Annotated in this window: 24 protein-coding genes; 12 read left to right on the top strand and 12 right to left on the bottom strand. The window is 69.4% G+C overall.

Annotation, left to right across the window (positions count from 1 at the left end; all coding sequences use genetic code 11):
• Window positions 1-61: 61 nt before the first annotated feature.
• Together OHA77_RS10525 and OHA77_RS10530 are read right to left on the bottom strand one after the other, a co-directional pair.
• A complete protein-coding gene (locus OHA77_RS10525) occupies window positions 62-820 on the bottom strand; it encodes a helix-turn-helix domain-containing protein (RefSeq protein ID WP_326820817.1) in 759 nt (252 codons plus the stop codon).
• A gap of 104 nt (window positions 821-924) precedes the next feature.
• A complete protein-coding gene (locus OHA77_RS10530; protein ID WP_406317726.1) occupies window positions 925-3,423 on the bottom strand; it encodes a DNA translocase FtsK in 2,499 nt (832 codons plus the stop codon).
• 435 nt (window positions 3,424-3,858) lie between these two features.
• On the opposite strand from OHA77_RS10530, the gene OHA77_RS10535 reads away from it, so the two are divergent.
• From OHA77_RS10535 to OHA77_RS10550, 4 genes are all read left to right on the top strand, one after another.
• A complete protein-coding gene (locus tag OHA77_RS10535; protein WP_326820815.1) occupies window positions 3,859-4,617 on the top strand; it encodes an IclR family transcriptional regulator in 759 nt (252 codons plus the stop codon).
• A 208-nt stretch (window positions 4,618-4,825) separates the two neighbouring features.
• Window positions 4,826-5,638 (top strand): 5-dehydro-4-deoxy-D-glucuronate isomerase, encoded by an 813-nt coding sequence (gene kduI, locus OHA77_RS10540; protein WP_406317728.1) that lies wholly within the window; start codon window positions 4,826-4,828, stop codon window positions 5,636-5,638.
• The gene (locus OHA77_RS10545; protein WP_406317730.1) at window positions 5,638-6,375 is read left to right on the top strand and encodes an SDR family oxidoreductase; all 738 of its coding nucleotides are present in this window, start codon (window positions 5,638-5,640) and stop codon (window positions 6,373-6,375) included. The genes kduI and OHA77_RS10545 overlap by 1 nt, the downstream gene beginning before the upstream one ends.
• 17 nt (window positions 6,376-6,392) lie before the next feature.
• The gene (locus tag OHA77_RS10550) at window positions 6,393-7,157 is read left to right on the top strand and encodes an IclR family transcriptional regulator (protein WP_406317731.1); all 765 of its coding nucleotides are present in this window, start codon (window positions 6,393-6,395) and stop codon (window positions 7,155-7,157) included.
• 16 nt (window positions 7,158-7,173) lie between these two features.
• Here the strand turns inward: OHA77_RS10550 and OHA77_RS10555 are convergent, their stop codons facing one another.
• Window positions 7,174-8,106, bottom strand: coding sequence for a sugar kinase (locus tag OHA77_RS10555; RefSeq protein ID WP_406317732.1), 933 nt, complete (start codon window positions 8,104-8,106; stop codon window positions 7,174-7,176).
• Window positions 8,107-8,156: 50 nt separating this feature from the next.
• On the opposite strand from OHA77_RS10555, the gene OHA77_RS10560 reads away from it, so the two are divergent.
• Entirely contained in the window at window positions 8,157-8,342 is a 186-nt protein-coding gene (locus OHA77_RS10560) for a tautomerase family protein (protein ID WP_326820810.1), read from the top strand.
• 59 nt (window positions 8,343-8,401) lie between these two features.
• Here the strand turns inward: OHA77_RS10560 and OHA77_RS10565 are convergent, their stop codons facing one another.
• The 3 genes from OHA77_RS10565 to dapA form a co-directional block, all read right to left on the bottom strand.
• Window positions 8,402-9,898: a sodium:solute symporter family protein gene (locus OHA77_RS10565; RefSeq protein ID WP_406317734.1), complete on the bottom strand. Its 1,497-nt coding sequence runs from the start codon at window positions 9,896-9,898 to the stop codon at window positions 8,402-8,404.
• A gap of 426 nt (window positions 9,899-10,324) precedes the next feature.
• Window positions 10,325-12,010 (bottom strand): ribonuclease J, encoded by a 1,686-nt coding sequence (locus tag OHA77_RS10570; RefSeq protein ID WP_406317735.1) that lies wholly within the window; start codon window positions 12,008-12,010, stop codon window positions 10,325-10,327.
• Window positions 12,011-12,165: 155 nt separating this feature from the next.
• Window positions 12,166-13,092, bottom strand: coding sequence for a 4-hydroxy-tetrahydrodipicolinate synthase (dapA, locus tag OHA77_RS10575; RefSeq protein WP_406317737.1), 927 nt, complete (start codon window positions 13,090-13,092; stop codon window positions 12,166-12,168).
• 909 nt (window positions 13,093-14,001) lie between these two features.
• Between dapA and OHA77_RS10580 the strand changes: the two genes are divergently transcribed.
• On the top strand, window positions 14,002-14,727 hold the full coding sequence (locus OHA77_RS10580; protein WP_406317738.1) for a GntR family transcriptional regulator: 726 nt from the start codon (window positions 14,002-14,004) through the stop codon (window positions 14,725-14,727).
• Between the two features lie 127 nt (window positions 14,728-14,854).
• Here OHA77_RS10580 and OHA77_RS10585 read toward each other — a convergent pair whose 3' ends face one another.
• Entirely contained in the window at window positions 14,855-16,459 is a 1,605-nt protein-coding gene (locus OHA77_RS10585; protein WP_406317739.1) for an FAD-dependent monooxygenase, read from the bottom strand.
• 76 nt (window positions 16,460-16,535) lie between these two features.
• Here OHA77_RS10585 and OHA77_RS10590 point away from each other — a divergent pair, with 76 nt between their 5' ends.
• Together OHA77_RS10590 and OHA77_RS10595 are read left to right on the top strand one after the other, a co-directional pair.
• A complete protein-coding gene (locus tag OHA77_RS10590; RefSeq protein WP_406317740.1) occupies window positions 16,536-17,165 on the top strand; it encodes a TetR/AcrR family transcriptional regulator in 630 nt (209 codons plus the stop codon).
• A gap of 244 nt (window positions 17,166-17,409) precedes the next feature.
• Window positions 17,410-18,066 (top strand): JAB domain-containing protein, encoded by a 657-nt coding sequence (locus OHA77_RS10595; RefSeq protein ID WP_326820803.1) that lies wholly within the window; start codon window positions 17,410-17,412, stop codon window positions 18,064-18,066.
• A gap of 261 nt (window positions 18,067-18,327) precedes the next feature.
• Here the strand turns inward: OHA77_RS10595 and OHA77_RS10600 are convergent, their stop codons facing one another.
• Entirely contained in the window at window positions 18,328-18,642 is a 315-nt protein-coding gene (locus OHA77_RS10600) for a hypothetical protein (protein WP_406317742.1), read from the bottom strand.
• 110 nt (window positions 18,643-18,752) lie between these two features.
• Between OHA77_RS10600 and OHA77_RS10605 the strand changes: the two genes are divergently transcribed.
• Complete coding sequence (locus tag OHA77_RS10605; protein WP_406317744.1) at window positions 18,753-19,238, top strand: GntR family transcriptional regulator; 486 nt, start codon at window positions 18,753-18,755, stop codon at window positions 19,236-19,238.
• 77 nt (window positions 19,239-19,315) lie between these two features.
• Here OHA77_RS10605 and OHA77_RS10610 read toward each other — a convergent pair whose 3' ends face one another.
• The gene (locus tag OHA77_RS10610) at window positions 19,316-19,732 is read right to left on the bottom strand and encodes a winged helix-turn-helix transcriptional regulator (RefSeq protein WP_406317746.1); all 417 of its coding nucleotides are present in this window, start codon (window positions 19,730-19,732) and stop codon (window positions 19,316-19,318) included.
• A 113-nt stretch (window positions 19,733-19,845) separates the two neighbouring features.
• On the opposite strand from OHA77_RS10610, the gene OHA77_RS10615 reads away from it, so the two are divergent.
• Both OHA77_RS10615 and OHA77_RS10620 read left to right on the top strand, forming a co-directional pair.
• Window positions 19,846-20,793, top strand: a complete 948-nt coding sequence (locus OHA77_RS10615) for an NADP-dependent oxidoreductase (RefSeq protein ID WP_406317747.1) — start codon at window positions 19,846-19,848, stop codon at window positions 20,791-20,793.
• Between the two features lie 354 nt (window positions 20,794-21,147).
• Window positions 21,148-22,086 (top strand): SGNH/GDSL hydrolase family protein, encoded by a 939-nt coding sequence (locus OHA77_RS10620; RefSeq protein WP_406317748.1) that lies wholly within the window; start codon window positions 21,148-21,150, stop codon window positions 22,084-22,086.
• 89 nt (window positions 22,087-22,175) lie between these two features.
• Here the strand turns inward: OHA77_RS10620 and OHA77_RS10625 are convergent, their stop codons facing one another.
• From OHA77_RS10625 to OHA77_RS10635, 3 genes are all read right to left on the bottom strand, one after another.
• Entirely contained in the window at window positions 22,176-22,652 is a 477-nt protein-coding gene (locus OHA77_RS10625) for a peroxiredoxin (RefSeq protein WP_406317750.1), read from the bottom strand.
• Window positions 22,653-22,707: 55 nt separating this feature from the next.
• Entirely contained in the window at window positions 22,708-23,397 is a 690-nt protein-coding gene (locus tag OHA77_RS10630) for a YoaK family protein (protein ID WP_406317751.1), read from the bottom strand.
• A 537-nt stretch (window positions 23,398-23,934) separates the two neighbouring features.
• Window positions 23,935-24,636, bottom strand: coding sequence for a tyrosine-type recombinase/integrase (locus OHA77_RS10635; RefSeq protein WP_406317753.1), 702 nt, complete (start codon window positions 24,634-24,636; stop codon window positions 23,935-23,937).
• A 105-nt stretch (window positions 24,637-24,741) separates the two neighbouring features.
• On the opposite strand from OHA77_RS10635, the gene OHA77_RS10640 reads away from it, so the two are divergent.
• A complete protein-coding gene (locus OHA77_RS10640; RefSeq protein ID WP_406317755.1) occupies window positions 24,742-25,494 on the top strand; it encodes a GntR family transcriptional regulator in 753 nt (250 codons plus the stop codon).
• The last annotated feature ends 17 nt before the right edge of the window (window positions 25,495-25,511 follow it).

Consider the following 25,511-nt stretch of genomic DNA (forward strand, 5'->3'; position numbering starts at 1 on the left):
ACACTACGGTATCGGGAGTTGGCCACTACCGATGCACCTCCCCCCGTTCAACATCGCCCGGCTAACCCGGTTCGGGCGCGGACGCCCCGTAGGAGCGGGTGAGAACCTCCCCGGAAGGACCGGGGGTTCCGAGGTTCTTGCCGTTCACCCGGAGCCGGAAGGCCCCCCCGTCGCCGAAGGTGACCTTCACCCCCTTCTTCGTCTTCCATACGGAGGTCTTCCCCTCCTCCATCATCCCGGAGAAGAGTTTGCGCCCCCCGGTCTCTCGCACGTCGAGCCAGGCCGGACGGACCGCCTTGACCTGGAGGACGACCGGCCCGACCCGCTTGCCGGCGACCGGCGGCACCTTGGGCCGGCCGAACGCGTCGACCGCCGCGGCCGGCGGCGGAACGGCCGGCGCCGAGGCCGGGTGGGCCACCGTCGCGGGCGTGTCGTCACCGCCCCCGCCCATCATCTTCACCACCCCGAACACCACGACGATCGCCAGCGCGACCGCCATGGCGGTCGTCCAGTTGGGCGAACGGCTTTCCCGGATCTTGATGGGCGTGTCGGCCTGGAACACGCTGGCCGCCCGCACCGGCAGCGGCACGCCGCCGTGGAGTTCGTCGTATTCGTGCACCATGGCCTCGGGATCCAGCCCGACGACCTTGGCGATGTTGCGGACGTGTCCCCGCGCGTAGAAGTCTCCTCCGCACTGGGAGAAGTCATCCCGTTCGATCCCGTGGATCAACGCCTCTCGAACGCGCGTACGCGCGCTCAGCTGGCCGACCGTCAGACCCGCCGCCCGACGTGCCTCTGCCAGGTTGCTGCCAATACTCATAGCGCACGCCCCTCAGCCCCCGACGCTGCGTAGTGAGTCCTATTCAATCAGTAACCGGACGGGAGGCGTACCGCGGGGGGTCATTCTTTGCGCAGGTCAGAGGGTCATTCTCCCCGCAGGTCGATGAGCAGGCCGGCCAGCTCGTCGGGTTTGACCATCACTTCCCGCGCCTTCGACCCCTCACTCGGCCCGACCACGTTGCGGCTCTCCAGCAGATCCATCAGGCGGCCCGCCTTGGCGAAGCCGACCCGCAGCTTGCGCTGGAGCATCGACGTGGAGCCGAACTGGGTGGTCACGATCAGCTCGGCCGCCTGGACCAGCAGGTCGAGATCGTCGCCGATGTCCTCGTCGATCTCCTTTTTGACGGCGGACACGGCCGCGATGTCGGAGCGGTACTCGGCCGCCATCTGGGTCTTGCAGTGCGTGACGATCTCGCCGATCTCCTTTTCGGAGACGAAGGCGTTCTGCAGCCGCATGGGCTTGCTCGCCCCCATCGGCAGGAACAGCGCGTCACCCTGGCCGACCAGCTTCTCGGCGCCGGGCTGGTCCAGGATGACCCTGGAGTCGGCCAGGGAGGAGGTGGCGAACGCGAGCCGGGAGGGCACATTGGCCTTGATCAGGCCGGTGACGACGTCCACCGACGGCCGCTGTGTGGCGATCACCAGGTGGATGCCGGCCGCACGGGCGAGCTGGGTGATGCGGACGATGGAGTCCTCGACGTCGCGCGGGGCGACCATCATCAGGTCGGCGAGCTCGTCCACGATCACCAGGAGGTAGGGGTAGGGCTGGTAGACCCGCTCGCTGCCCGGCGGCGGCACGAGCTTGCCCGCGCGCACCGCCTTGTTGAAGTCGTCGACGTGCCGGAAGCCGCTGGCGGCCAGGTCGTCGTAGCGGCGGTCCATCTCCCCCACCACCCATTCCAGCGCCTCGGCGGCCTTCTTGGGGTTGGTGATGATCGGTGTGATGAGGTGCGGGATGCCCTCGTAGATGCTGAGCTCGACCCGCTTGGGGTCGACCAGCACCATGCGCACCTCGTCCGGGGTGGCGCGCATCAGAATCGAGGAGATGAGCCCGTTGACGCAGACCGACTTGCCCGCGCCGGTGGCGCCCGCGATGAGCAGATGCGGCATCTTGGCCAGGTTGGCCACGATGGTGCGGCCTTCGACGTCCTTGCCCAGGCCGACGATCATCGGGTGCTGATCGGCGTGGGCCACCTGGGAGCGCAGGATGTCGCCGAGTGAGACGAGGTCCTTGTCGGTGTTCGGGATCTCGACGCCGATGGCCGACTTTCCGGGGATCGGGCTCAGGATCCGGACGTCCACCGACTTGACCGCGTAGGCGATGTTCTTGGTGAGCGCGGTGACCTTCTCGACCTTGACGGCCGGGCCCAGCTCGATCTCGTAGCGCGTCACGGTCGGCCCGCGGGTGAACCCGATCACCTGGGCGTCGATGGCGAACTGCTCCAGCACGCTGGTCAGCGCGTTGACCACGACGGTGTTGGCCTTGGTCTGCGGTTTCGGCGCGCTGCCCGGACGCAGGAGCTGCGTGTCCGGCAAGGTGTACGGGCCGTCCTGCGAGGAGAGCACGAGCTGCTCCACCTTGCGCGGCGCCGGAGTCGGCTCGGGCGCCTCGACCGGGCGGGCCGGAGCCTCCTCCTCCACCAGCCCCGGCACGATCTCCGGGGAGTGGTCGGCGAGCGGTCTGTTCCGGGGTTCGGTGACGACCGGCGTGTCGTAGGGCTTGACGTTGTCGCCGGTCTCGGCCCCCTCGTCCGGCTGCTTCTTGCGCGAAGGCCGCTTCCGGGGCGGAACGTCCTTGTTGAAGAGCATGTGCTTGATCTCGGACAGCCGCTCCGGGATCCGGTGCACCGGCGTGGCCGTGATCACCAGAACGCCGAAGCCGGACAGGATCAGCAGCAGCGGGATGGTGACGAAGGCGGGCAGGATGCTCGCCGGGGGCGCCGAGATCACAAAGCCGATCATGCCGCCGGCGGCCGCCACGTTGTCCATCCCGTCGGAGCCGCCTCCCGAGGGGTACGGCGTGTCGTGCACGACGTGCACGATGCCGAGGACCCCGACGGTGAGAGCGGACCATCCGATGCCCATCCGGCCGGTGTCGGCGTTCTGGTCCGGATGACGCAGCAGCCGCCAGGCCAGCAGGGCCAGCAGGATGGGGATCAGCCAGGCCAGCGATCCGAACACCCCGTGCATGACGGCGTTGACCACGGTGGAGACCGTGCCGGTGCTCTCCCGCCAGGTCATCGCGGCCAGCACGATCGCCCCGGAGAACACCGCGAGGCCGAGCCCGTCGCGGCGGTGCACGGGGTCGAGCTCTCGCGCGTTCTGCCCCAGGGCGCGCGCCGCGCTGCCGATGCCACCCGCGAGCAGCATCCAGATCCCCATGAAGAGCTTGCCGATCATGGTGAAGACCCAGCCGATCGGGTCCTGGTTCGGCGTGACGGGCCTGCGGGCCGAGGTCGTGGCCTTCGTCCGCGTGGCGGGCCGCCTGGCGGGAGCCGTACGGGACGAGGGGGATCCGGACCGGCCAGAGGACCTCTTGGCAGAGGTCTTACCTGAGGCGCCTTTAGACGTACGGGTGGCCATGGTAATGAGGCTAGCGAGACACGTGATGAATAGCGTGCAGGCTCGCCGGGACCGGTAGGGCCATACCCGTCCGGTCCGGCGACATGCCCGTCCGGGGCCGTCGGTGTGCCCGGTGAGAACCTCACGGGAGTCGGAGAGGCGCCGGCGCCGTTCACACGCCGGGGCCGTTCACACGCCGGGGCCGTTCACGCACCGGGCCGTTCACACGCCGGGGCCGTTCATGCACCAGGGCCGTTCATGCACCAGGATGGAGGGGCAGAGCGCGCGCTGACGCAGGCGAGGCAGGGTCTGCCGCCGGCACGGAGCGGACGGCATCCCGCGGATCGCCCGCACCGCGCGCGGAGTCTGTGAAAATCATCTGGACGGCGTCAAGGGCGCACGACGCGCCGCCGTGTCGGCGCCGTTCCGGTGCGACGCCATGGCAAAGGAGCCGGAATGGATGCGCGGCCCCCCGTCAAGTCGGCCGACCGGACAGTCGCGCTGCTGGAGGCGCTGGCGCGGGCCGACCGCCGGTTGACCCTGGCCGAGCTCCAGCGTGAGCTGGGCTATCCCAAGTCGAGCCTCTCCATGCTGCTGCGGACGCTGGCCGGCCGGGGCTGGGTCGAGTGCGACCCCGCGGGCTCCGCCTACGGCATCGGAGTACGCGCCCTGCTCGTCGGCACCTCCTATCTCGACCGTGATCCCGTGGTCCGCGCCGCCGCGCTCGTTCTGGAGCAGGTCCGCGGGGAGATCAACGAGACCGTCCACCTGGCCCGGCTGGACGGTGCCGACATGGTCTACCTCGTCAGCCGCGAGTCGCAGCACCACCTGCGCTTCAGCTCGCGGGTGGGCCGCAGGCAGCCCGCCCACGCCACCGCCCTCGGCCGGGCGGTCCTGTCCGAGCGGCCCGACGCCGCCGAGCTGATGCCCCCGGTGCTGCTCCCCATCACCCCGCACACCGTCACCGACCGCGACCTGCTCCTGTCCGAGCTGAAGCAGGCGCGGGAGCGTGGCTACGCCAGTGAGCGCGAGCAGAACGTGCCGGGGCTCGGCTGCTTCGCGGTGGCCCTGCCGTACCGGCTGCCGGTGACGGACGCGATCAGCGCCTCGATTCCGCTGGTCCGTCTCGACGAGGCCCATCAGGAGCACATCGTCGCCACGTTGGTCCGGGCCGCGCGGCAGATCACCGACCTGCTGCGCAACCGGGCGGTCTGACCCCCCGGGGGAGACGGCCGCGGGCGATCTTCTCACCGGCCTTCCCACCGGCGCCGGGGTGGGCGCGCCGCGGTGGCGGCCCGGTTGCCGAGAACGGTCCGTGATCTTTCCATGTCTGCGGCGGGTGCGCCGGAGAGAGTGCCGCTGTATGCTCCTAATGTTCTATGTAGCAGCGTCTAATTTCATGTAATAGAACCACGGAGGGTCGATGGACGTACGGCATGCCACGGCGCCCGACCAGATCCCCGGCGCGACGACCGACTGGCTACGCCGCCGGTTCCTGGCGGAACGGCTCTTCGTGCCCGGCGAGGTCCACCTGCTCTACTCCCACGAGGACCGCATGGTGGTCGGCGGCGCCCTGCCCGCCGAGGGGCCGCTGGAGCTGCCCTGCCCCGCTCCGCTCCGGGCGGAGTACTTCCTGGAGCGCCGTGAGCTCGGCGTGGTCAACGTGGGCGCGGCCGGCACGGTGACGGTGGACGGCGTGCCGTACGGGCTGGCGCCCAGGGAGTGCCTCTACGTCGGCCGCGGGGCCCGCGAGGTGACCTTCGAGAACGGCGCGTTCTACCTGGTCTCCACCCCCGCGCACGCCGATCGCCCGACGGTCAGGGCCACCCTGGAGGAGGCCGAGCCCGTCAGACTGGGCGGCGGGGAGGGGTCGAACGACCGCACGATCTACAAGTACGTCCACGCCGAGGGCATCCAGAGCTGCCAGCTCGTGCTCGGTGTGACCGTGCTGGAGCCCGGCAGCATGTGGAACACCATGCCCTGCCACACCCATGGACGCAGGACCGAGGTCTACCTCTACTTCGACCTGCCCGCCGACCAGCGGGTGATCCATCTGATGGGACGGCCCGACGAGACCCGCAACCTCGTCGTCGCCGACCGGCAGGCCGTGATCTCGCCGTCCTGGTCGGTGCACTGCGGTTTCGGCACCCACAACTACTCCTTCGTCTGGGCCATGGGCGGGGAGAACCAGGCCTTCGACGACATGGAACCGGTCGCGATCGGCGAGATGCGCTGATGTTCTCCCTGGACGGCAGGACCGTGCTCGTCACCGGCGCGCGCACCGGGATCGGCCGGGCCCTCGCCGTGGGCATGGCCGCGGCGGGAGCCGACATCGTGCTGCACGGGCGTGACGACGACCTGGACGAGGTCGAGGCCGAGGTGCGCGGGACCGGCAGCAGGGCCACCCGGTGGATCCTCGACCTGGCCGACCCCCGGCGCGTTCCCGAGGCGGTGGAGCGCCTGGGCCCCATCGACGTGCTGGTCAACAACGCCGGGATCATCCGCAGGTCCCCCGCGGCCGAGCACCCCCACACCGCCTTCCGGGAGGTGCTCGACGTCAACCTGGAGTCGGTCTTCCTGCTCAGCCAGGCCGTCGGCGCGCGGATGCTCGCCCGGGGCTCGGGGAAGATCATCATGATCGCCTCGATGCTTTCCTTCCAGGGAGGCGTCAACGTCGTCGGCTACACGGCGGCCAAACACGCCGTCGCCGGACTCACCCGGGCGCTGGCGTGCGAGTGGGCGGCCTCCGGGGTGCAGGTCAACGCGATCGCCCCGGGCTACATCGCGACCGGCAACACCCGGCGGCTGCGGGACGACCCCGTGCGGGAGAGCGAGATCAGGGAGCGCATCCCGGCCGGGCGCTGGGGCGAGCCCGAAGACCTCGTGGGGGCCGCCGTCTTCCTCGCCTCCAGGGCCTCCGACTACGTCAACGGCCATCTGCTGGCGGTGGACGGAGGCTGGCTGGCACGCTGACCAGTAGGCTCACGAGCGTGGTCAGGGAAGGCAGTTCCATCGACAAGGCGCTGGCGGTGCTGGAGGCGATCGCCGAGCACCACCGCGTAACCGACATCGCCGCCGCGACGGGGGTGTCCAAGTCGACCGTCCATCGCATCCTCCAGTCGCTGGTCGAGTGGGGGTTCGCGCGGTCCAACGGCAGCGGGGGCTACGAGCCCGGCCCCCGCATCCTCACCCTGGCGGGCCGGGTCATGAACAGGTTCGACCCGGCCCGCCAGGCCTCCGGGGCGCTGAGCGTCCTGCACGAACGCACCGGCTACACCACGCACTTCGCGATCCGCAGCGGTGACGAGGCGGTCTACATCGACAAGCTCGAAGGCCGCCGGCCGTACCAGATGCCCTCACGCGTCGGCATGAGCCTGCGCCTGCACTGCACCGCGATCGGCAAGGCCGTGCTCGCCCAGCTCCCCGACGACGAGGTCCGCGCCATCTGCGCCCGCACGGGTCTGCCCGGCATGACCCCCAACACGCTGACGACCGTCGACGACCTGCTGGCCCACCTCGCCGAGGTGCGCGCCCGCGGCTACGCGCTGGACGACGAGGAGAACCTCCCCGGCATCCTCTGCGTCGGGGCCCCGGTCTTCGACCACACCGGTCAGGTGCTCGGCGGCATCTCCATCTCCGCTCTCGCCATGGACATGGGCCGTGACGACGTCGAGCAGTTCGCGCCCGAGGTCGTCGCCGCCGCCCGCGAGGTCTCCCTGGCTCTCGGCGCCCCGTCGCCCACCGCCCTCCGCTGACCTGTCGCGGGCATCCTCAGCCGAGCACGGCCTCGACCTGGTCACGGGTGGCCACCCGGCCGGTGCCGCCCCGGCCGCCGAGGCTGATCGAGGCGGCGGCCGTACCGGCCCTGACCGCCGCCGTCAGGCTCTCCCCCCGGGCGAGCCACGCCGCCAGGGTGCCCGCGAAGCTGTCGCCCGCGCCGGTCTGGTCGACGACCTCGGCGGCCGGGAACGCCGGGACGCGCACCGGTGTGGCGTCCCCCTCGGCCAGCAGCACCCCGCCTTCGCCGAGGGTCACGGCCACGGATCCGGCTCCCAGGTCCAGGCAGGCACGGGCGATCTCGTGGGGTTCGGTGAGGCCGAGGAGGGCACCGCTGTCACCGGGGGCGGAGATCTTGACCAGGGCGGCGTGCGGGGCCACGTCCCGCAGGACGGCGGCGGCGGCCTCCGGGGTGGTCAGCCGGGAGCGGAAGTTGGGGTCGTAGACGACCCGTCCCGACGCCGTCTTGGCCGCATGCCGTACGGCCTGCGCGCAGGAATCGGAGATCGCCGCGGTGATGCCGCCGAGCAGCACCACGCGGGCGTCCGCGACGGGAGAGCGGTCCACGTCCTCGGGGCCCATGCGTGAGGCGGCGCTGCCGTGGCGGAAGTAGGCGAAGGCACGCTCGCCCGACGGGTCCGCCCCGACCGCGTAGGCGCCCGTGGACCCCTCGTCCCTGGCCATCCACCGCGTGTCCACACCGCGCTCGGCCGCGAAACGGATCAGGCGCGCACCGAACTCGTCGGCCCCCACGCGGGTCACCAGCGCCACCCGCGCGCCCTGTGCGGCGGCGGTCACCGAGGCGTTGAGCGCGTCACCCGAGAAGGACAGGTGGAAGGTCCCGGCCTCGGACAGGGCACGGTCCGCGGAGAACTCCACGAGCGGCTCACCCAGCACGACCATGTCCACAACGACTCCTTGTTTCATGTAATGGAATGTGGTCTTATGTTATGCAATATACTGGATTGGAGGCCGATATGCCGAACATCACCGTCGAGTTACTCTCAGGACGGACCCTCGACCAGCGCCGGGAGTTCGTCGCCGCGGTGACCGAGGCCGCCGTGGCCATTCTGAAGGCCCGCCCCCAGGCGGTGCGCATCGTCTTCACCGAGATCGAGAAGTCCGACGTGGCCAACGGCGGCGTCCTGGAGTCGGACAAATGAGCACGGGAGGAGGGGCCGATCGTCCGGCCCCTCCTCCCGTCACCGCCCCGTGGCGGCCGTCAGGTGCCCACGGTGGCCCGTTCGGCCTCCGGGTCGGTGCCGAGTGAGTCGATCAGGGCGTCGCGGTCCGGACGGCTCTCCGGCTTCAGCAGCCCTATCGCCACATACAGGATCAGCGAGGTGGCCAGCGGCACCCCGACGACCATCGCGGTGTCCTTGGACTCGATGATCCACTTGATGTACGCCCAGACGCCCAGGCCCGCCGCCCAGGAGACGATCGCCGCCGTGGGGCCGCTCCGCCTGAACCAGGGCAGCATGCCCAGCATCAGCGGGATCGAGATCGGCCCCATCGTGGCGGCGACCAGGTCGACGACGATCGTCAGGACCGCCCCCTTGCCCTGAGTCGTGATCGCGATCGCCATGCTGACCAGCACGAAGGTGAAGGTGGTCACCCGGGCGAAGGTCAACTCGGCCTTCGCGGACAGCTCGCGCACCCTGCGGACGATCACCGGCGCGATGTCCCTGGTGATGACCGAGGAGATCACGTTGGCGTCGGAGGCGACCATGGCCATGGTGTGGGAGAAGAAGCCCGCGAGCACCAGGCCGATCACGCCCTGCGGCAGCAGGGTCTGGGCCAGCCGGATGTAGGCCTCCTCCGCGTTCGCCAGGCCGGGAACGATGAGCGGCGCGGCGAACATCGGGATGAACAGGACCAGCGGCCAGACCAGCCAGAGAACGCTGGACAGCAACGCCGAGCGCTTCGCCGCCGAACCCGAGGGCGAGGCCATGTAGCGCTGGGCCAGGTTCCACATGCCGCCGTTGTACTCGAAGGTCTTGATGAACAGCAGGGCGAGGAAGAACGTGGTCGTGTACGGCCCCGCGAACGGGTCGCCGTGTCCCGGCGGGAGCTTGTCCCACATCGTCCACAGTGTCGCGACGCCGTCCAGGTGACTCATGATCGCGACGAACATGGCCACGCCGGCGATCCCCTGGATGAGGAACTGCCCGAAGTCGGTCAGCACGTCCGCCCACAGGCCGCCGGCCGTGATGTAGACGAGGGTGACGGCACCGGTGATCAGGATGCCCCACTGGAGGGGGATCCCCGCGAAGCCCCTGAGCAGGATGGAGATCGCCACCCACTTGGCCGCGATGTCCACGACCTTCAGCAGCGCCCCGCTGTAGGCCAGCACCTGCTGGGTGGGCAGGTTGTAGCGGCGGGCGAGATACTCCAGCGGGGAGACCACGCCGTGCTTGGAACGCAGCCGGTTCCACCTGGCCGCCCAGACGAACGCGCCGATGCCCACGCCGATGCCGATCGTCAGCGCCCACCAGACGTACATGGCCAGGCCATAGGTGTAGGCGACCGCGGCGAACGCCACGAACATGATCGCGCTGTAGCCCGACATGTGGTGGGAGACGCCGGAGAGCCACCAGGGGATCCGGCCTCCCGCCGTGAAGAAGTCGGCCACGTTCTTGATGCGGCCCTTCGACCACACCCCGATGCCGATCATGACAAGGAAATACGCCCCCAGAACGGACCAGTCGAGTACGGACATGTGTCTCCTCCCAACGCCCTGTTGGTGAGGAGGTTCTATTACATGAAACACAATGTCAATACATAGGACGGAATGCGCTTTCCGGAAGGCGAGAAGATAGTTACCGGCGAGCTGTTCCACTTAACGGGATCTAGTCCTATGTTGTGAAACAACTCTTCAGCCCTGCCTGACAGGCTCAACGAGCCAGGCTTCGAAGGGAGACGACCGTGTCACACAGCATCAGACTCCGGGAGCGCGTCGAAGCATGTGCTGCGGCGGTCGTCGCGGACGCCGTGGCCGGGACTCCGGCGCGGCGTCCGCACTCGCCCCTGCCGCGGGGGCGCACCCGCCGGCGAACGCCGCCGGCGGGCTCTGCCTCGGCGTGCCGTCCGATGGGGCGGACACGGACCGTACGGTGGCCGGTGCGGCCACCGTACGGCGACGGGATCAGACCTCGATCACCACGGGGATGATCATCGGGCGGCGGCGGTAGGTGTCGCTCACCCAGCGCCCGACGGTCCTGCGGACCACCCGGCGGATCTGCTGGATGTCCACCACCCCGTCGGCCGCGTGCTCCTCCATGGCCTTCTCGATCTGCGGGAGGACCTCCTCCAGCCGGTCGGGGTCGATGCCCGATCCCCTGGCGTGGATCTCCGGTCCACCGGCCAGCTTGCCGTTGGCGGTGTCGACCACGATGACGACGGAGATGAAGCCCTCCTCGCCCAGGATCCGCCGGTCCTTGAGCGCGAAGTCGGTGACGTCGCCCACCGAGGTGCCGTCCACGTAGACGTAACCCGCCGGGACCGCTCCCACGACCTTCGCGCGGCCGTCGACCAGGTCCACCACGACGCCGTCCTCGGCGATCACGATGTGGTCTTCCGGCACTCCGGACAGCGCGGCGATCTTGGCGTGCGCCCGCATGTGCCGCCACTCGCCGTGCACCGGCATGAAGTTGGACGGCCGGGTCATGTTGAGCACGTAGAGCAGCTCGCCCGCGGCGGCGTGCCCGGAGACGTGGACCTTCGCGTTGCCCTTGTGCACCACGCGGGCGCCCCAGCGGACCAGCCCGTTGATGACCTTGTTGACCGAGGTCTCGTTGCCGGGCACCAAGGAGGAGGCCAGCAGCACGGTGTCGCCCTCGGCCACCCTGATGGGGTGGTCGCGGTTGGCCATGCGCGACAGCGCCGCCATCGGCTCGCCCTGGGAGCCGGTGCAGATCAGCACCACGTCCTCCGGCGGCCAGGTCTCGATCTCCTTGGAGTCGACGATCAGGCCCGGCGGCACCCTCAGGTAACCCAGGTCGCGGGCGATGCCCATGTTGCGCACCATGGAGCGGCCGACCAGCGCGACCTTGCGGCCGTGGTTCTCGGCGGCGTCGATGACCTGCTGGACGCGGTGGACGTGGGAGGCGAAGCTCGCCACGATCACGCGCTTGCTCGCGGTGCGGATCACCTCGTCGATGACCGGCCCGATCTCCCGCTCACTGGTGACGAAACCCGGCACCTCGGCGTTCGTCGAGTCGGACATCAGCAGGTCGACGCCTTCGGCGCCGAGCCTGGCGAACCCTCCCAGGTCGGTCAGCCGCCCGTCGCTGGGCAACTGGTCCATCCGGAAGTCACCGGTGTGCAGGACGATGCCCGCGGGCGTCCTGATCGCGACGGCCAACGCGTCCGGGATCGAGTGGTTGACCGCGAGGAACTCGCACTCGAAGGGCCCGAACCGGTGCCGCTCCCCTTCGACCACCTCCTTCTTGGAGGGCTGGATGCGGTGCTCGGTCAGCTTGGCCTCGATCAGCGCCAGCGTCAGCTTCGACCCCACGACCGGGATGTCGCGACGCTCGCGCAGCAGGTACGGCACGGCGCCGATGTGGTCCTCGTGCCCATGGGTGAGCACCACGGCCTCGATGTCGTCCAGGCGGTCCCGGATGTATTCGAAGTCGGGCAGGATCAGGTCGATGCCCGGCTGGTCGGGCTCGGGGAAGAGCACCCCGCAGTCGACGATCAGCAGGCGGCCTTCGTATTCGAACACCGCCATGTTGCGGCCGATCTCACCGAGACCGCCCAGCGCGACGATTCGCAGCGCGCCTTCGGGCAACGCCGGCGGCGGCCCGAGTTCGGGATGGGGGTGACTCATTCGGCCACACCTCTCTTACAAACGTCGGCGGATCTCCCGGACGTCAGGACTGCTCCCTCGCCGAGCACTCCGCCCTTCGGCGGACGGCTGTGTCCTCTGTTGTTCAAACTCCCGTTCCTCCCCACTGCGACCGATGCCGGTCGCCACGTTCCTTCTCATGACACAACCCCGTCGGACGGCTTCACGCCGCCCGCGATCAAGTCTTCTCTCAGCCGCGCGATCTGCTCTTCGGTGGCCTCCACCAACGGCAGTCGGGCCGGCCCCGCGGATCGCCCCACCATGGTCAGCGCCGCCTTCGCCATGATCGCACCACCGGCCTGCGTCATGATCCCCGAGATCACCGGGAGCAGTCTGCGGTGGACGGCGAGCGCGCCCGAGACGTCGCCCGAGCGGTACAGCTCCATCATCGCAGCGATCTCCGCGCCCACGACGTGCCCGACGACGCTGACACACCCCGCGGCTCCGACCGAGAGCCACGGCAGATTGAGGGTGTCGTCGCCCGAGTAGAACACCAGGTCGGTAGCCGCCATCACCTGCGACCCGGCGAACAGGTCCGCCTTGGCGTCCTTGACCGCGACGATCCGTTCATGGCGGGCCAGCCGTACGAGCGTATCGCTCTGGATGGGCACGCCGCTGCGACCTGGGATGTCATAGAGCATGACCGGCAGGCCGGTGGCGTCGGCGATGACGGTGAAATGGCGGTAGAGACCCTCCTGCGGAGGTTTGCTGTAGTAAGGCGTCACCAGCAGGAGACCGTGGGCCCCGGCGCGCTCGGCGCTCCGGGCCAGCTCGACACTGTGGCGGGTGTCGTTGCTGCCCGCTCCGGCCACGACGGCGGCACGGTCGCCCACGGCTTCGACGACGGCGCGCAGGAGGCGCTCCTTCTCGTCGTCGGAGGTGGTCGGGGACTCACCCGTGGTACCGCTCACCACGAGACCGTCGTTGCGCTGTTCGTCCACCAGGTAGGCGGCCAGGCGCTGCGCGCCCTCGTAGTCGACCGCGCCGCCGTCGGTGAACGGCGTGACCATGGCGGTCAGCATGCGGCCGAAGGGCGCGTCGAAGGTTCCGGTTGGCACTGCCATAAACCGAACGGTACCCGGATCCATACGACCGGTGGACTCCGCCACCCCGTCTAGCCTCGGTACATCGATGGACGTAAGGGCGAATACCCCTACGAAAGCCCCTATTTCCGGCTTTATTGGGTGTTTTGCTGGGTGATCGCTCGTTGCGTGAGACGCGGAAACGTTCCGGCGGCGAGCGATCACTCCTGCTGACGGATCATGACCTCTTCCAGGTCCGCGAACCACCGCCGCACCCGCCGCCGACCGGCACGAGGACCCCTTCCGGGTCGGGTGATGCCGGGCGTCCGGTTTTCCCGGAGGGAACAGGCCGGCGTACACCGGGCCGGACAGCTCCCATCCGTGGTGAACCGCCCGGTTTCCCGGTCGGAGCCACCTCGATATCGGTGACCGGCTCATCGATCGGTACGGCCGGACAGTCCGCGCCCATTCTCACCCCCTACTCGGCAACGAACCAGGGGCGTGACGGCCGTTCCTGCCGTATTCCGGCCGCACCTGCCGGCAAGGCGAGACATCCGAGCGGTAAGCCAGGAAATACGGAGTTCGCAGGTCTATCCCCTTTACATCCATCGATGTACCGAGGCTGGACGGGTGGCGGCGCACGACCTCATCGGAGCGAAAGATCAACTACCGTTTCTTCGGAAAAACCCGGCAAGGGGCTCCGCGTCCGTTTCAATCGGCCAACGCCTTGCCGAACATGAAGAAGACCGCCGATATGTGCTCGGGGGTACACACATCGACGGTCTCTACCGATGAATCGCGGCCGCTTACGCGGGTGTTACACGGTCTCTGAGATATTTTCTGCCGCTTTCAGAGTGAGCTCAAAGTTGGAGCTCCAAATTGCCGCCATTACCCTGAGTTGTCCATCGAATACGACAGGATGGGACGCCTGTCGAACCCAGGGATGGACACGTGGCAACCTCCGATCCTGTCTATCTGCGCGTCGTCGCCGACATCCGCCGGCAGATCGTCGACGGCTCCCTCCCCCCGGGCGCGTCGATCCCCTCCCGCGCCCAGCTCACCCGAAAGTACGGCGTGGGCGAGACCGCCGCCCGCCACGCGCTGCGCGTGCTGGCCGCCGAAGGGCTGATCGTCGGCCGCGTCGGCTCCGGACACTACGTCCGGACCCAGCCCGTGCTGCTCCCCCTGCACCGCCTGCGCTTCCACGACCACCACGCCCCCTTCGGCGCCGACATCTCGTCGCACGGCACCCGCACCACCTGGGACTGGCGGATCGAACCCGCGGAGGCGACCCCGGACATCGCCCAGCGACTGCGCCTGGACGACTCCGCCCCGGTGACCCGCACCCACTATGTCTTCCGGGGGGATGGCAGGCCGATCCAGCTCGCCACCTCCTACGAGCCCGCCGGGCTCGGCGAGGCCGCCGCCGAGGAGAACCTCCGCGGCCCGGTCGCCCGCCTGTCCGCCCTCGGCTTCAAGATCACTGAAATAGTGGAGCAGGTCTACACCCGCGTCCCCCAGCCCGCCGAGAGCGACACCCTGGCCCTTCCGACCGGTGTCCACGTGCTGCACGTGGAACGGACCCACTGGGCCGGTGACCGCCCGGTCGAGACCAGCGACATCGTCATCCCCGGCGACCGCTACCGCCTGGTCTACACCCACCCCCTGCAGTCCTAGACGACGTTCCTCGACGAAGGTCGTGAATTCGAGGTCACGGGATGGCCTTCCCGTCCTCGGCGCTCCGGGGCGGTAGGGGATCCACGCTTCCAACGAGGAACGGGACCCTGGGCGCCGGGGACGGGTCTCACGAGGACCTCCCCGACGACCCGGCGAGCACGTCGGCGTCGGCGTCGGCGTCCGTCACGGCCGGTGAGCCAAGCCAGGAGGACAGCGCCGCCTTCAGCGAGCGGGCCGTCTCCAGCGAGCTCGGATCCGCCCGGTCGGCGTCGGCGGCCCAGGCGACGACCCCGTCAGGCCGTACGAGCAGCCCGGCCAGTCCGGGATACCCGGGGACGGCCACCGCCACCGTCTTCACCCGGTCGCCGTAGCCGTCGACCGCGTCCCGCAGCTCACCCGCCGGGTCCAGGAGCAGCGCCCTGCCCTCATGCAGGTGGTCGGCGAGCCTGGAACCGTCGGCCAGTTCGAGGTCCGGAGCGCTGCCACCGATCAGCGGATGGTCACCGGGAAGCTCGTAGCGCTGCCAGACCCCGGAGATCTTCTTGACGAAGTAGGTGGTGCCGGCGACGGTCTCCGTCAGTTGGCCAATCACCTCGCGGAGCGCCCTGGCGTGAGGATCGGGGCGCATCACCGCGATCTGGGCGCGTGTCCAGTCCAGCACCCAGGCGCCGATCGAGTGGCGTTCGGTGGTGTAGGTGTCCAGTAGTCCTTCCGGCGCCCAGCCTCGAACCGTCGCGGCGAGCTTCCAGCCGAGGTTCACCGCGTCTCCGAGGCCCAGGTTCAGCCCCTGGCCGCCGAAGGGCGAGTGGACGTGGGCGGCGTCGCCCGCCAGCAGCACCCGTCCGATCCGGTAGGTGGTCGCCTGGCGGGCGTTGTCGGTGAACCGGGTCGCGGTTTTGACCCCGGTGACGACGACGTCGGCCCCACTGACATTCCTGATCGACCTCTGGAGCTCCTCGGCGGTGACGGGGGCGTCCCGCCCGGCCGGCGTGCCGCCGAACTCCACGGTCAGGATGCGGCCGGGCACCGGGCCGTGCGCGTAGACACCGGTGGGAGTGGCGTGCCAGCCCACGCCCAGGCTCTCGGAGCCCTCCATCTCCACCATCGCCTGGTGGGCGGTGATCTCCGGGCCGGTACCCGGAAAGTCGAACCCGGCGAGCTTGCGGACCGTGCTCCGGCCCCCGTCGCAGCCGACCAGCCAGCGGCCGCGGACCGTCCCCTCGCCCATCGCGACGGTCACCCCGTCGGCATCGGCCTCGAAACCGGTCACCTCCACACCCCGGCGCACCTCGACTCCCAGTTCGGCGGCACGCCGGGCGAGGATCTCCTCAAGCTGCTGCTGACTGACCAGGCCGACCTGATCGGCGGGACCGTGTCCGGCCAACTCGGGATCGGACGCGTCGAGCAGGTCCGCGCGGAGCGTGATCCCCGCGAAGTGACCGGCGAACCTCGGTGGCACCGCGGCGGGTTTTCCTTCGGGGAGCCGCTGCCGCATGAACGCGGCGAACTGCTCCATGTTCCGTTCCTGGGCCTGCTGGAGGTCGGGCAGCAGACCGCGCCGGTAGAGCGCCTCCACACTGGGCGTGTTCAGCGATCCGGCCTTGATGGTGGGGTCCGCCTCGGCCAGCCGCTCCAGCACCACGACCGACACGCCATGGATCCGTAGCTCGCAGGCCAGCATCAGCCCCACCGGACCGCCGCCGGCCACCACCACGTCAACGTCGTACGACATGCCACCTCCCGAAAATTTCCTACCTTCACTAAAAATTTACCGCTACTAAATTTTTTTATCAACTATCGTTACTTCGGTGAGCAATGAACCTGGCCTCCGGGAGCGGAAGAAGCTGCAGACCCGCAAGATGATCTCGGACACGGCCTCGGGGCTCTTCATCCAGCGCGGTTTCGACAACGTCACGGTGGCCGAGGTGGCCGAGGCGGCCAACGTCTCGACGAAGACGGTCTTCAACTACTTCCCGAAGAAGGAGGACCTTTACCTCGACCGGTTCCCGGAAGCCGCCGAACTGATCACCAGGGCGGTCCGGGAGCGCCCCGAGGGCGAGGAGCCGCTGGCCGCGCTGCGCCGGCTGCTGCTGAGCCTCCTGAACCAACGCCACCCCCTCGGCGGGATCGGCGAGAACTACCAGTTCTTCTGGCAGGTCGTGCTGGACTCCCCGGCGCTGCAGGCACGGGCCAGAGAACTGGTGGACGGGCTGGAGCACCTGCTCGGCTCGCTGCTGGCCGAGGCCACCGGAGCCGACCCGGACGACCCGTGGCCCACGGTGGCGGCGGCGCTGGTCGTCTCGGCCTACCGCGCGGCATACATCTTCGCCGCCCGCAGGATCCTCGCGGGCGAGCGCCCCGACGACGTCATCGCGGACCACACCGCCCTGCTGAACCGCTCCTTCGACGCCCTGGAGCGGGCGCTGGCCCCTCGCTGAGCCCCCGGCCCTGCCGAACCGCTCCTTCGACGCCCTGGAGCGGGCGCCGACCCCTCATTGAGCCCCCGGCCCCGCCCTCGCACGCCCTCCGCCGACGAGCGTTCGCCTGCGCCGGGGCACGCCTCCACCACAGGATCGCCGCCGACCCGGACCCGGAGGCGCGGCGGCGCAACCCGCCGGTCAGGGCTGGAATGTCGGCGCTCCCTGGTACAACCGACCTGGTTTCCCGAGCCGGAGGTGCCGATTGCGCGTCAAGGACATGCCCCCCAGCGACCAGCCGCGCGAGCGGCTCCTGGCGGGCGGTGCGACCGCCCTGGCCGACCGGGAGCTGCTCGCCCTGCTGATCGGCTCGGGGGGCCGTGGCACCAATGCCGTCGAGCTCGCCTCCCACCTGATCGCCCACTGCGGCGACCTGCGCGGACTGGCCCGCTCCGACGCCCACCGCCTGATGTCGGTCCCCGGCATAGGACCGGCCAAGGCCGCCCGGGTCGTCGCCGCCTTCCACCTCGTACGGCAGGCGCAGTCGGAGCCGGAACCCCGCCGGATCACCTGCTCCGGCGACCTGGCCGCCGTCGCCGCCCCGCTCCTGCGCGGCATCGGCCACGAACGCGTGGTCGTCGTGGTCTGCGACCCGAGTGGTGCGGTGACCCGCAGGGCGATCGTCGGCGAGGGCGGCAGCGACCACGCACCGGCTCCCGTCCGGGAGATCATCGCCACCGTCCTGACCTCGGGTGGCTCATCGTTCGGCCTGGCGCACAATCATCCCAGCGGCGCCCTCGACCCCAGCACAGCCGATCTGGAGACCACCGCCCGTCTCCGTGAGGCCGCCGAGACCGTCGGCCTCCGTTTCCTCGACCACGTGATCGTCACCGACACCGCCTGGCGCCGCATCGTCCTCTGACCGCGATGCCTGTGACGGCGGCCCCGCATCACCCGGATGACACGGGGCCGCCATCGGCCCCGGCGGGCGGCTGCGTGTGATGCCCGCCGGGAGTGAGACCCGGCGGGTGGTGGGAAGGGATGCCCGCCGGGGGTCTTGAGTGGTGGTCCCGCATCCGCCCTTCAACAGACGCGGGACCACCGCCCTGCCTCCCCGAGCGTCATGGCCGCCTCGGAGAAGCAGGGAGTCACTGGATGGCCGGGTAAGAGCCGTGAACGCCTGTCAACGAGCGCTGCCGATCAGCAGCCGCATCCACAGCGCCTCCACCTGCTTGGAGAGCTCCCAGGGCGACTCGTGCACGGTCACCGCCCCTCCCAGCCGATGCGTCCGCCGTACGAACATCAGTCCGCCTGCCCGGCACAGCTCGTAGAAGGTCGCCCGGCAGTCACAGGTGTGTTCCTTCACCTTCACCCGGTCGGCCCTCGGCACCGTCGGCCGCCAGTCGATCAGCTGATGCGACGCCTGTAGAACCCCCACGTGGTGCCCGTGATGCCGCTCCCCCGGCATCCCATCCCTCCTGCCACCGCCTTCACTCACGCCGGTAACTATAAGACAGCTCGTACTCTTCGGTCTACCTACTCGTATCCTCTCATCCCAATGAGCGTCTGGTTTGTAGGTATACGTCTGCATTGGTCTAGTGTTCAGCTGTGCTTGATCGTGACGGTCCCATACCGATCTACAAGCAAATAGCGGAGGCGATCCGCGAACGGATCGTCAGCGGCGACATCACGCCCGGCGAAGCCATGCCCAGCGAGACCGAACTCGAGGGCGAGTACGACATCGCCCGCACAACGGCACGCCGGGTCGCCCGAGAGCTCCGGGAGCAGGGCCTCGTCTACACGGTTCAGGGCGAGGGCACCTTCGTCGGCGAGCCGGAGGTCCCGCGAGCCCCTCGCAAGACGCCTGTCTACCAGCAGATCGCCAATGAGATCGCCGGGCGCATCCGCGAGGGCGAATTTCTCCCTAATCGGGCGATTCCCAGCGAGAAGGCGCTCATGGAGCAGTACGGCGTCGCCAAGGTCACCGTCCGCAACTCCGTCGCGTTCCTCCGCGAGCAGGGCTGGGTTTTCACCGTCCGCCACCGCGGCACCTACGTGTCACAACCCGAAGCGTGGCCCGACCCGGCGAAATAGGCGACGCGGACCGCACCGGCGGAGGTCACCCACGGGTCCCGACCGGCCCACCGGTAGCCGGCCATGCGGACGGTTTCCTACCGGACGGGCTCGGGTTCCGCGACGGCCCGGTCGTCGAAGTCCCGGCGGGCGGCCTGGATCTCCGGGACGTGTTCCACGGACCATTCGGCGATGGCGACGGTCAGCCGTCCGGCCTCGATTCCGAGCGGGGTGAGTCCGTACTCCACGCGAGGCGGGACAGTGGGATAGACCGTGCGGCGGACGAGGCCGTCCCGCTCCAGCGCGCGCAGCGTCTGGGTCAGCATCTTCTGTGTGATCCCGTCGAGGAGCCGCCGGAGCTCGTTGAATCTCATCGGCCGATCATGCCGTCGGAGGGCTCCCAGGATGTACAACGCCCACTTGTTGGCGAGCACCTCGACCACGGTGCGCGAAGGGCAGTCACGGCGGTAGGTGGCGACCCAGTCCACGGGAGCCGGGCCCTGCTTGGTATCCATGAGGTACCTAGATATCAAATAAGTGCCTACTTCACAATAGGTACCGCCTTGGCGGAGGATCGTGCAGCAAGCGATCCGGGCGATCGCCCAGCCGCCCAAAGGAGATCCCCTTCATGAACGACAACCGCATGCGCGCGATCAGCCAGTCTGTTTACGGCGGCCCGGAGGTCCTCAAGGTCATCGAGGTCGATCGGCCGGCGCCAGGTCCGGGCGAGGCACTCGTGCGCGTCCGCGCCGCCGGAGTGAATCCCGCCGACTGGAGGATCCGCTCCGGAGCCGTACGGAGGTTCGGCGAGCCGCCGTTCACCCTGGGCCTGGATCTCAGCGGTGTGGTGGAGGAGGTCGGCGAGCAGGTGACGCGATTCCGGCCGGGCGACGAGGTGTACGGCTGCTCGTTCCCGCCCTACGGCGCCTACGCCGAATATGCGACCGCGCCGGTGGAGATGCTCGCCGCCAAGCCGCCGAGCATCGACCACGCGCATGCCGCCGCGCTTCCCGTCGTGGCGCTCACCGCCTGGCAGCCGCTGGTGCGCGTCGCCGCCGTCGGCGCCGGGCAGCGTGTGCTCGTCCACGCGGCGGCGGGCGGAGTCGGCCACCTGGCCGTGCAGATCGCCAAGGCACGCGGCGCGTATGTCATCGGCACGGCCCGCGAGGAGAAGCACGAGTTCCTGCACGGGCTCGGCGCCGACGAGCTCATCGACTACACCGCCGTCGACTTCGCCGCGGCGGCACGCGACATCGATGTGGTCCTGGACCCGATCGGCGGCGACTACGGGCTCCGATCGCTGGACACGCTCGCGCCGGACGGGATCCTCATCGACGTGCGGGGCACCGGCCCCGACCGGAGCGTCGTCCGGGAGCAGGCCGAGGCACGCGGGCTGCGATACGTCGAGTTCGGCTTCATTCCCTCTGGAGCCGATCTTGAGAGCGTCACCGACCTTGTGGAACACGGCCGTCTCCGAGTCGTCGTCGATCGGATCCTGCCGCTGGAGGAAGTGGCCGGAGCCCACACACTCAGCGAGTCCGGCCGCGCGAAGGGAAAGATCGTTCTTACTCCCTGACACCGCGGCGGCGGACGACGACCGGCTCGACGGGCCCGGGTGCGGGACGCCCGCCCGCGCGCTCGCCCAGGTGGGCCCTTCCGTCCTGACCGCAGACCTCGCACAGGACCGCGATGGAGAGGTCGCCTGCGACGGCCCTTCCATCGCCGGACCGGATGACGTCTTGCCACACCTTGAGCCCCGGCCGGTAAACACATCACCACTTGAACACCCTTGTCAGGCAACCGCCGGTCGGCGAAAGGCAAACCCGAGTTGCCGTTTCCCCATTTCTCCCCCCGCCACGGTGTCGTCACGCAGTGCGGTCAATACATTTCCGACCGTCATGTTCGGCCGTCCCAGCCACAGGAGAACACCGTGCGTCACCACCTTCTCGCGGCTCTCGTCACCGCTCCCCTGATCACTTTCGGCGTCGGCACGGGCCCGGCCACCGCCGACTCCGTCCCCGCCCTCGACGTCCCCGCCGCCGTGCACGCCCCCGCCGCCGTGCCCGCCCCCGTTCCCGCCCCCGCTGCCGTTCCCGCCCCTGCGGCCGTCCCCGCCGCTCCCGCCGCCGGCTCCGGCGCGGTGCACTACGCGGCCCTGGGAGACTCCTTCGCCTCCGGCTCGGGCGCCGGGAACTACGACCCCTTCAGCGGGCTGTGCCGTCGCAGTGGCAACTCCCACCCGATCCTGTGGGCCCGCAACCACCGCCCCGACAGCTTCGAGTACGACGCCTGCGGCGGTGCGGTGACCGAGGACGTGGTGAAGAACCAGATCCCGGACGCCCTGGACGACAACACCACCGTGGTCACCCTCACCATCGGCGGCAACGACGCCGACTTCGAGTCGGCCATCGTCAAGTGCGTCGTGGTCGACAGCGACCCCGACGAGTGCAACCGGGTCCTCGACAGGTCCGGGCGGTTCATCGACCAGGTGCTCCCCGGCAAGCTCGCCTGGACCTACGGCGCGATCAGCGAATCCGCTCCGCAGGCGAAGGTCTTCGTCACCGGTTACCCGCACCTGTTCGAGCTGGGCCGCTCCCTCGGCTGCGGTGTCGCCGAATGGCGGCGCCAGCGGATGAACCTGCTCGTCGACCATCTCAACACGGTCATCGAGGAGCAGGCGGAGAAGTCCGGTTTCCGCTACGTCGACGTGAGCGCGGCCTTCGCCGGGCACGGGGTGTGCGCCCCCGGCGGAATCCAGCGGGAGTGGGTCAACCGCATCGTGCCGACGGACGCCTGGCAGTCCTACCACCCCAACAAGCGCGGGCAGTACTGGGGCTACCTGCCGGCCGTCACCGCCGCCATCGGCTGATCGACCGGCGCCGCGACGTTCCCCGTAGGTCCGGTCACCGCATCAGGCGTGCGGGGCCGGACCCAGACCGGGCGGTCGCCACCGTCGGATCACGTCCCGGCCCGTGCCCGCAGGGCCACCAGGGCCCGGTCGGCGTGGGCCTGCATGCTGGTCTCACTGTGGATCACTTCGAGAAGGCGGCGATCGACGTCGATGACGAAGGTCATCCGGCGGGTGAGGAACGGTCCCACGCCGATGCTGCGGCGGGCGCCCAACCGCCGGGCGACGGTGCCGTCCGGATCAGACAGCAGGGGATATCCCAGCTGGTTGCGCTCGGCGAACATCCGCTGCCGGTCCACCGCGTCACGGCTGATCCCGATCCGGGTCGCGCCCACCGCGGCGAACTCGGCCGCCAGGTCCCGGAAGTGGCAGCTCTCCGCTGTGCATCCCGACGTCATGGCCGCCGGATAGAAGAAGAGCACCACGGGCCCTTTGGCGAGGAAGTCGCTGAGCCGCCGTGCCGTACCGGTCTCGTCGGGGAGTTCGAAGTCCTCGACGGTGTCTCCAACAGCAGGGGCTGCACCCATGACCTGTCCTCCTCGTGTCACCGTGATCGCTCACCGCCGGTCTCCGGCGCCTCTGTCAGGCCAAGTCTCGCAGGCGCGAGGCGATGGTGACGAGCGCGAGAAGCAGGAAGACCGGTGGGAGCGCGCCCGCCCAGGCCGGCGCGAGGTGCAGGAGCAGTGACGAGCAGAGCGCGCCCGTGACGAGCGCCGTGACGATGACCGCCCGCCGTGCGAGGTCGGTGGACCCGCGCGACACCGACGACTCGACCAGGGAGGTGAGGGTGCCGGTGACGAACGCGGTGGTGATGCCCGCGATGTTGATCCGGCGGGCCGCCGCCACCTGCAGTCCCATGGCGCAGGACGCCACCGCGATCAACACGAGCGTCAGGACCGGCCCGGGTGTGGCGCCGCAGAGCGTCCAGGCGGCGAGGAAGACGAGCTGGAGGGCGAGGTCCGCCCAGATCAGATGGGTGACGGCCGACGGCCGTCGCCCGCCTCCCCGTCCGGAGCCGGGCATTGCGAACCCGGCGAGGAGCCCGGCGCAGAAGATCACGCATGCGAGTCCCGCGCGGAGCGCGCGGGCCTGCCAGTCCTCGCCGCCGACGAGGGCGACAAGGATCAGGTTGCCGGTCATGTTCGCGGTGAAGACGCCGCCGAGTCCCAGGAAGGCGATCGCGTCCATGGCACCCGCCGCCAGGGTCAGCAGGACCAGGACGGCGTAACTCCACCGTCGCGCCGACTCGACCGCGGGATTCACCGTCCCCACGCGCCGGGCCTTCGCCGGCCGTCCTCGACGGGCGGCTCCGGAACGCGCCGCCGGGCGGAGCCCGTGCCGGCGGTCGTCATCCGCCCGGACCGGCCGGTGGTCGCCATATCCGAGTCTCCGCTCTCACCGGCCCGGCCGTACGAGGTCGAGTCTGCCGCATCGAAAGCGCGACGACCGCGTGGCTCGCCGGAAACGCCGCCCTCCCACGCGGCCCCGGGGATTCCGGGGATGAGGAACACCCGTCGTCACGGCTCCCGCCTGGAACACCCGGCCCGAGTCCGAGCAGGACATCCCCGCGATCGTCCACCCGGCGCCGTCCGGCGGCCGATCCGGCCTGCCTCGCTCGGGGCCGGCCCGGTCTCCTTCCTGAGCGGCCCCTTCCTCAAGAGCCCCCGCCCCCGGCCTGGGCTGCGGGCAGGCCGGGGGCGGGACCTCTCGTCCGGGGTGACGTCCGGCCGTGGTCCGGGACGGTCTCCGCCGGGGTCGGAACACCGGGATGATGTGTTCTCACATTTCACAAAGAGCCAGGCCAGAACGTCAAGAGGTAGATCCGTCCGCTGATCGTGCGTCACTGGTGCGTCCCGGGCCCTCCAGGCGCTTCTTCCACGCCCTCTTGATGTCAGCGTTCGCCTCCGGGTCGTGATGGGATTGCTGCATCGTCGTCTCGATCGAGTCGTGCCCCAGGATCTCTTTCACCTGAATGATCGGAACGCCCGACTGCACGAGACGAGACGCTGCCGTGTGCCGGTTCGTATGCGGCTTGGCGTAGGGAAGGACCGCATCTTCCTGTCCCCGGAGGTGCGGCTCAACAACAGCTCGGGCGCGGTGGTGCTCACCCCCAGCGTCACCAACCGCGGCATCAGCTCGGACAACTGCTCCTCCGGCTACACCTATATGAGCCGGGAGTCGATGCTGGAGGGCCTCACCCCTGGGCAGACGTACTTCGGTACGTCTGCCCAGGTCGAGCAGGATCTGCTCGCCGTCCAGGCGTGCCTGCGCGGCGACCGAGCGCGCCAGGTAGGAGCAGGCCAGAACGTCGACGACCTCGTGCAGGGGCGCTGCCTTGAACCACCACGAGGACAGGCCCTGACGCTTGGCGTCCTGCCAGCGGGCGTCGTAGTCGTCCAGAGGACCGAGGTTGTGTGCGCCGTAGCGCCGTGCCAGTAGTCGGATCTGAGTGGTCTTGCCGACGTTGTCGGGTCCGCTCAGAGCCACGGTGACCACGGGGGTCATCCGCATGATCTACCTCCCTGACCTAATAGATAATGACCTATTGAGACTGTCAGGTAGCGTAGACGAACGGTCAATAGGTAGTGATGTAATTTCAAAGAGAGGGAGGAAACTATGGCTCGCTGGCACGAAGTCGCCGCTGAACTGCGCACCGCCATCACAACCGGCGTCTACGCGCCGGGAACGAAGATCCCCAAAGAGGAACAGCTGGAAGAACGGTACGGAGTCAGTCGCACAACGGTGCGCCGAGCCGTCGCCCAGCTCGCGAGCGAGGGCCTCCTACAGCCCGTCCGCAGGGGCGGCACCACCGTTCGGCAACAGCCACCACGGCAAAGCCTCACCCTGGACTTACAAGCTCATCGTGACGAGCTTGGCTACTATTTCGGCCAGGCCGTCCAGGCGCTACGCGCGGTGCAACCGCCGACCGTGACCGAAGGTCCATGCCCACCCGACGTCGCCGCCGTACTTGGACTGACAAGCGGTGACCCAGTGGTGATCCGCGACCGGGTGATGGGTGATCCGACAACCGGTCGCGTGATACAGCTCGCCACCAGCTACCTGCCCACAGACCTCGCCGCCAGCACCGTGCTGGCCGAGGCGGATACCGGGCCAGGCGGTATCTACGACCGCATGGAGGCAGACCTCGGATGGGGTGCTCTGCAGTGGGCGGGCACAATTTCCGCTCGGGCTGCGACTCCGACGGAGTCCGCCCTACTCGATCTGGATCCGGGTGTACCGGTGCTGTGCGTGATCCGAACCACTATCGCCAGTTCCGGAGCCGCCGCCGACCGAGTGGTGGAGGTCAACGTCACCCGCCGCGACGCCTCTCGGTTCGAGGTCGGTTACCCCATCACGCGACACCAATGACGGCCCGCCCTGTCCTC

Origin of the sequence: Streptosporangium sp. NBC_01639 (assembly GCF_045209755.1) — a bacterium.
Taxonomy (GTDB): Bacteria; Actinomycetota; Actinomycetes; order Streptosporangiales; family Streptosporangiaceae; genus Streptosporangium.

Coding starts and splice junctions, on each gene's coding strand:
- OHA77_RS10525 (WP_326820817.1), bottom strand. CDS start 820: ATGAGTATTGGCAGCAACCTGGCAGAGGCACGTCGGGCGGCGGGTCTG.
- OHA77_RS10530 (WP_406317726.1), bottom strand. CDS start 3,423: ATGGCCACCCGTACGTCTAAAGGCGCCTCAGGTAAGACCTCTGCCAAG.
- OHA77_RS10535 (WP_326820815.1), top strand. CDS start 3,859: ATGGATGCGCGGCCCCCCGTCAAGTCGGCCGACCGGACAGTCGCGCTG.
- kduI (WP_406317728.1), top strand. CDS start 4,826: ATGGACGTACGGCATGCCACGGCGCCCGACCAGATCCCCGGCGCGACG.
- OHA77_RS10545 (WP_406317730.1), top strand. CDS start 5,638: ATGTTCTCCCTGGACGGCAGGACCGTGCTCGTCACCGGCGCGCGCACC.
- OHA77_RS10555 (WP_406317732.1), bottom strand. CDS start 8,106: ATGAAACAAGGAGTCGTTGTGGACATGGTCGTGCTGGGTGAGCCGCTC.
- OHA77_RS10560 (WP_326820810.1), top strand. CDS start 8,157: ATGCCGAACATCACCGTCGAGTTACTCTCAGGACGGACCCTCGACCAG.
- OHA77_RS10565 (WP_406317734.1), bottom strand. CDS start 9,898: ATGTCCGTACTCGACTGGTCCGTTCTGGGGGCGTATTTCCTTGTCATG.
- OHA77_RS10570 (WP_406317735.1), bottom strand. CDS start 12,010: ATGAGTCACCCCCATCCCGAACTCGGGCCGCCGCCGGCGTTGCCCGAA.
- dapA (WP_406317737.1), bottom strand. CDS start 13,092: ATGGCAGTGCCAACCGGAACCTTCGACGCGCCCTTCGGCCGCATGCTG.
- OHA77_RS10585 (WP_406317739.1), bottom strand. CDS start 16,459: ATGTCGTACGACGTTGACGTGGTGGTGGCCGGCGGCGGTCCGGTGGGG.
- OHA77_RS10610 (WP_406317746.1), bottom strand. CDS start 19,732: ATGGATACCAAGCAGGGCCCGGCTCCCGTGGACTGGGTCGCCACCTAC.
- OHA77_RS10615 (WP_406317747.1), top strand. CDS start 19,846: ATGAACGACAACCGCATGCGCGCGATCAGCCAGTCTGTTTACGGCGGC.
- OHA77_RS10625 (WP_406317750.1), bottom strand. CDS start 22,652: ATGGGTGCAGCCCCTGCTGTTGGAGACACCGTCGAGGACTTCGAACTC.
- OHA77_RS10635 (WP_406317753.1), bottom strand. CDS start 24,636: ATGCGGATGACCCCCGTGGTCACCGTGGCTCTGAGCGGACCCGACAAC.
- OHA77_RS10640 (WP_406317755.1), top strand. CDS start 24,742: ATGGCTCGCTGGCACGAAGTCGCCGCTGAACTGCGCACCGCCATCACA.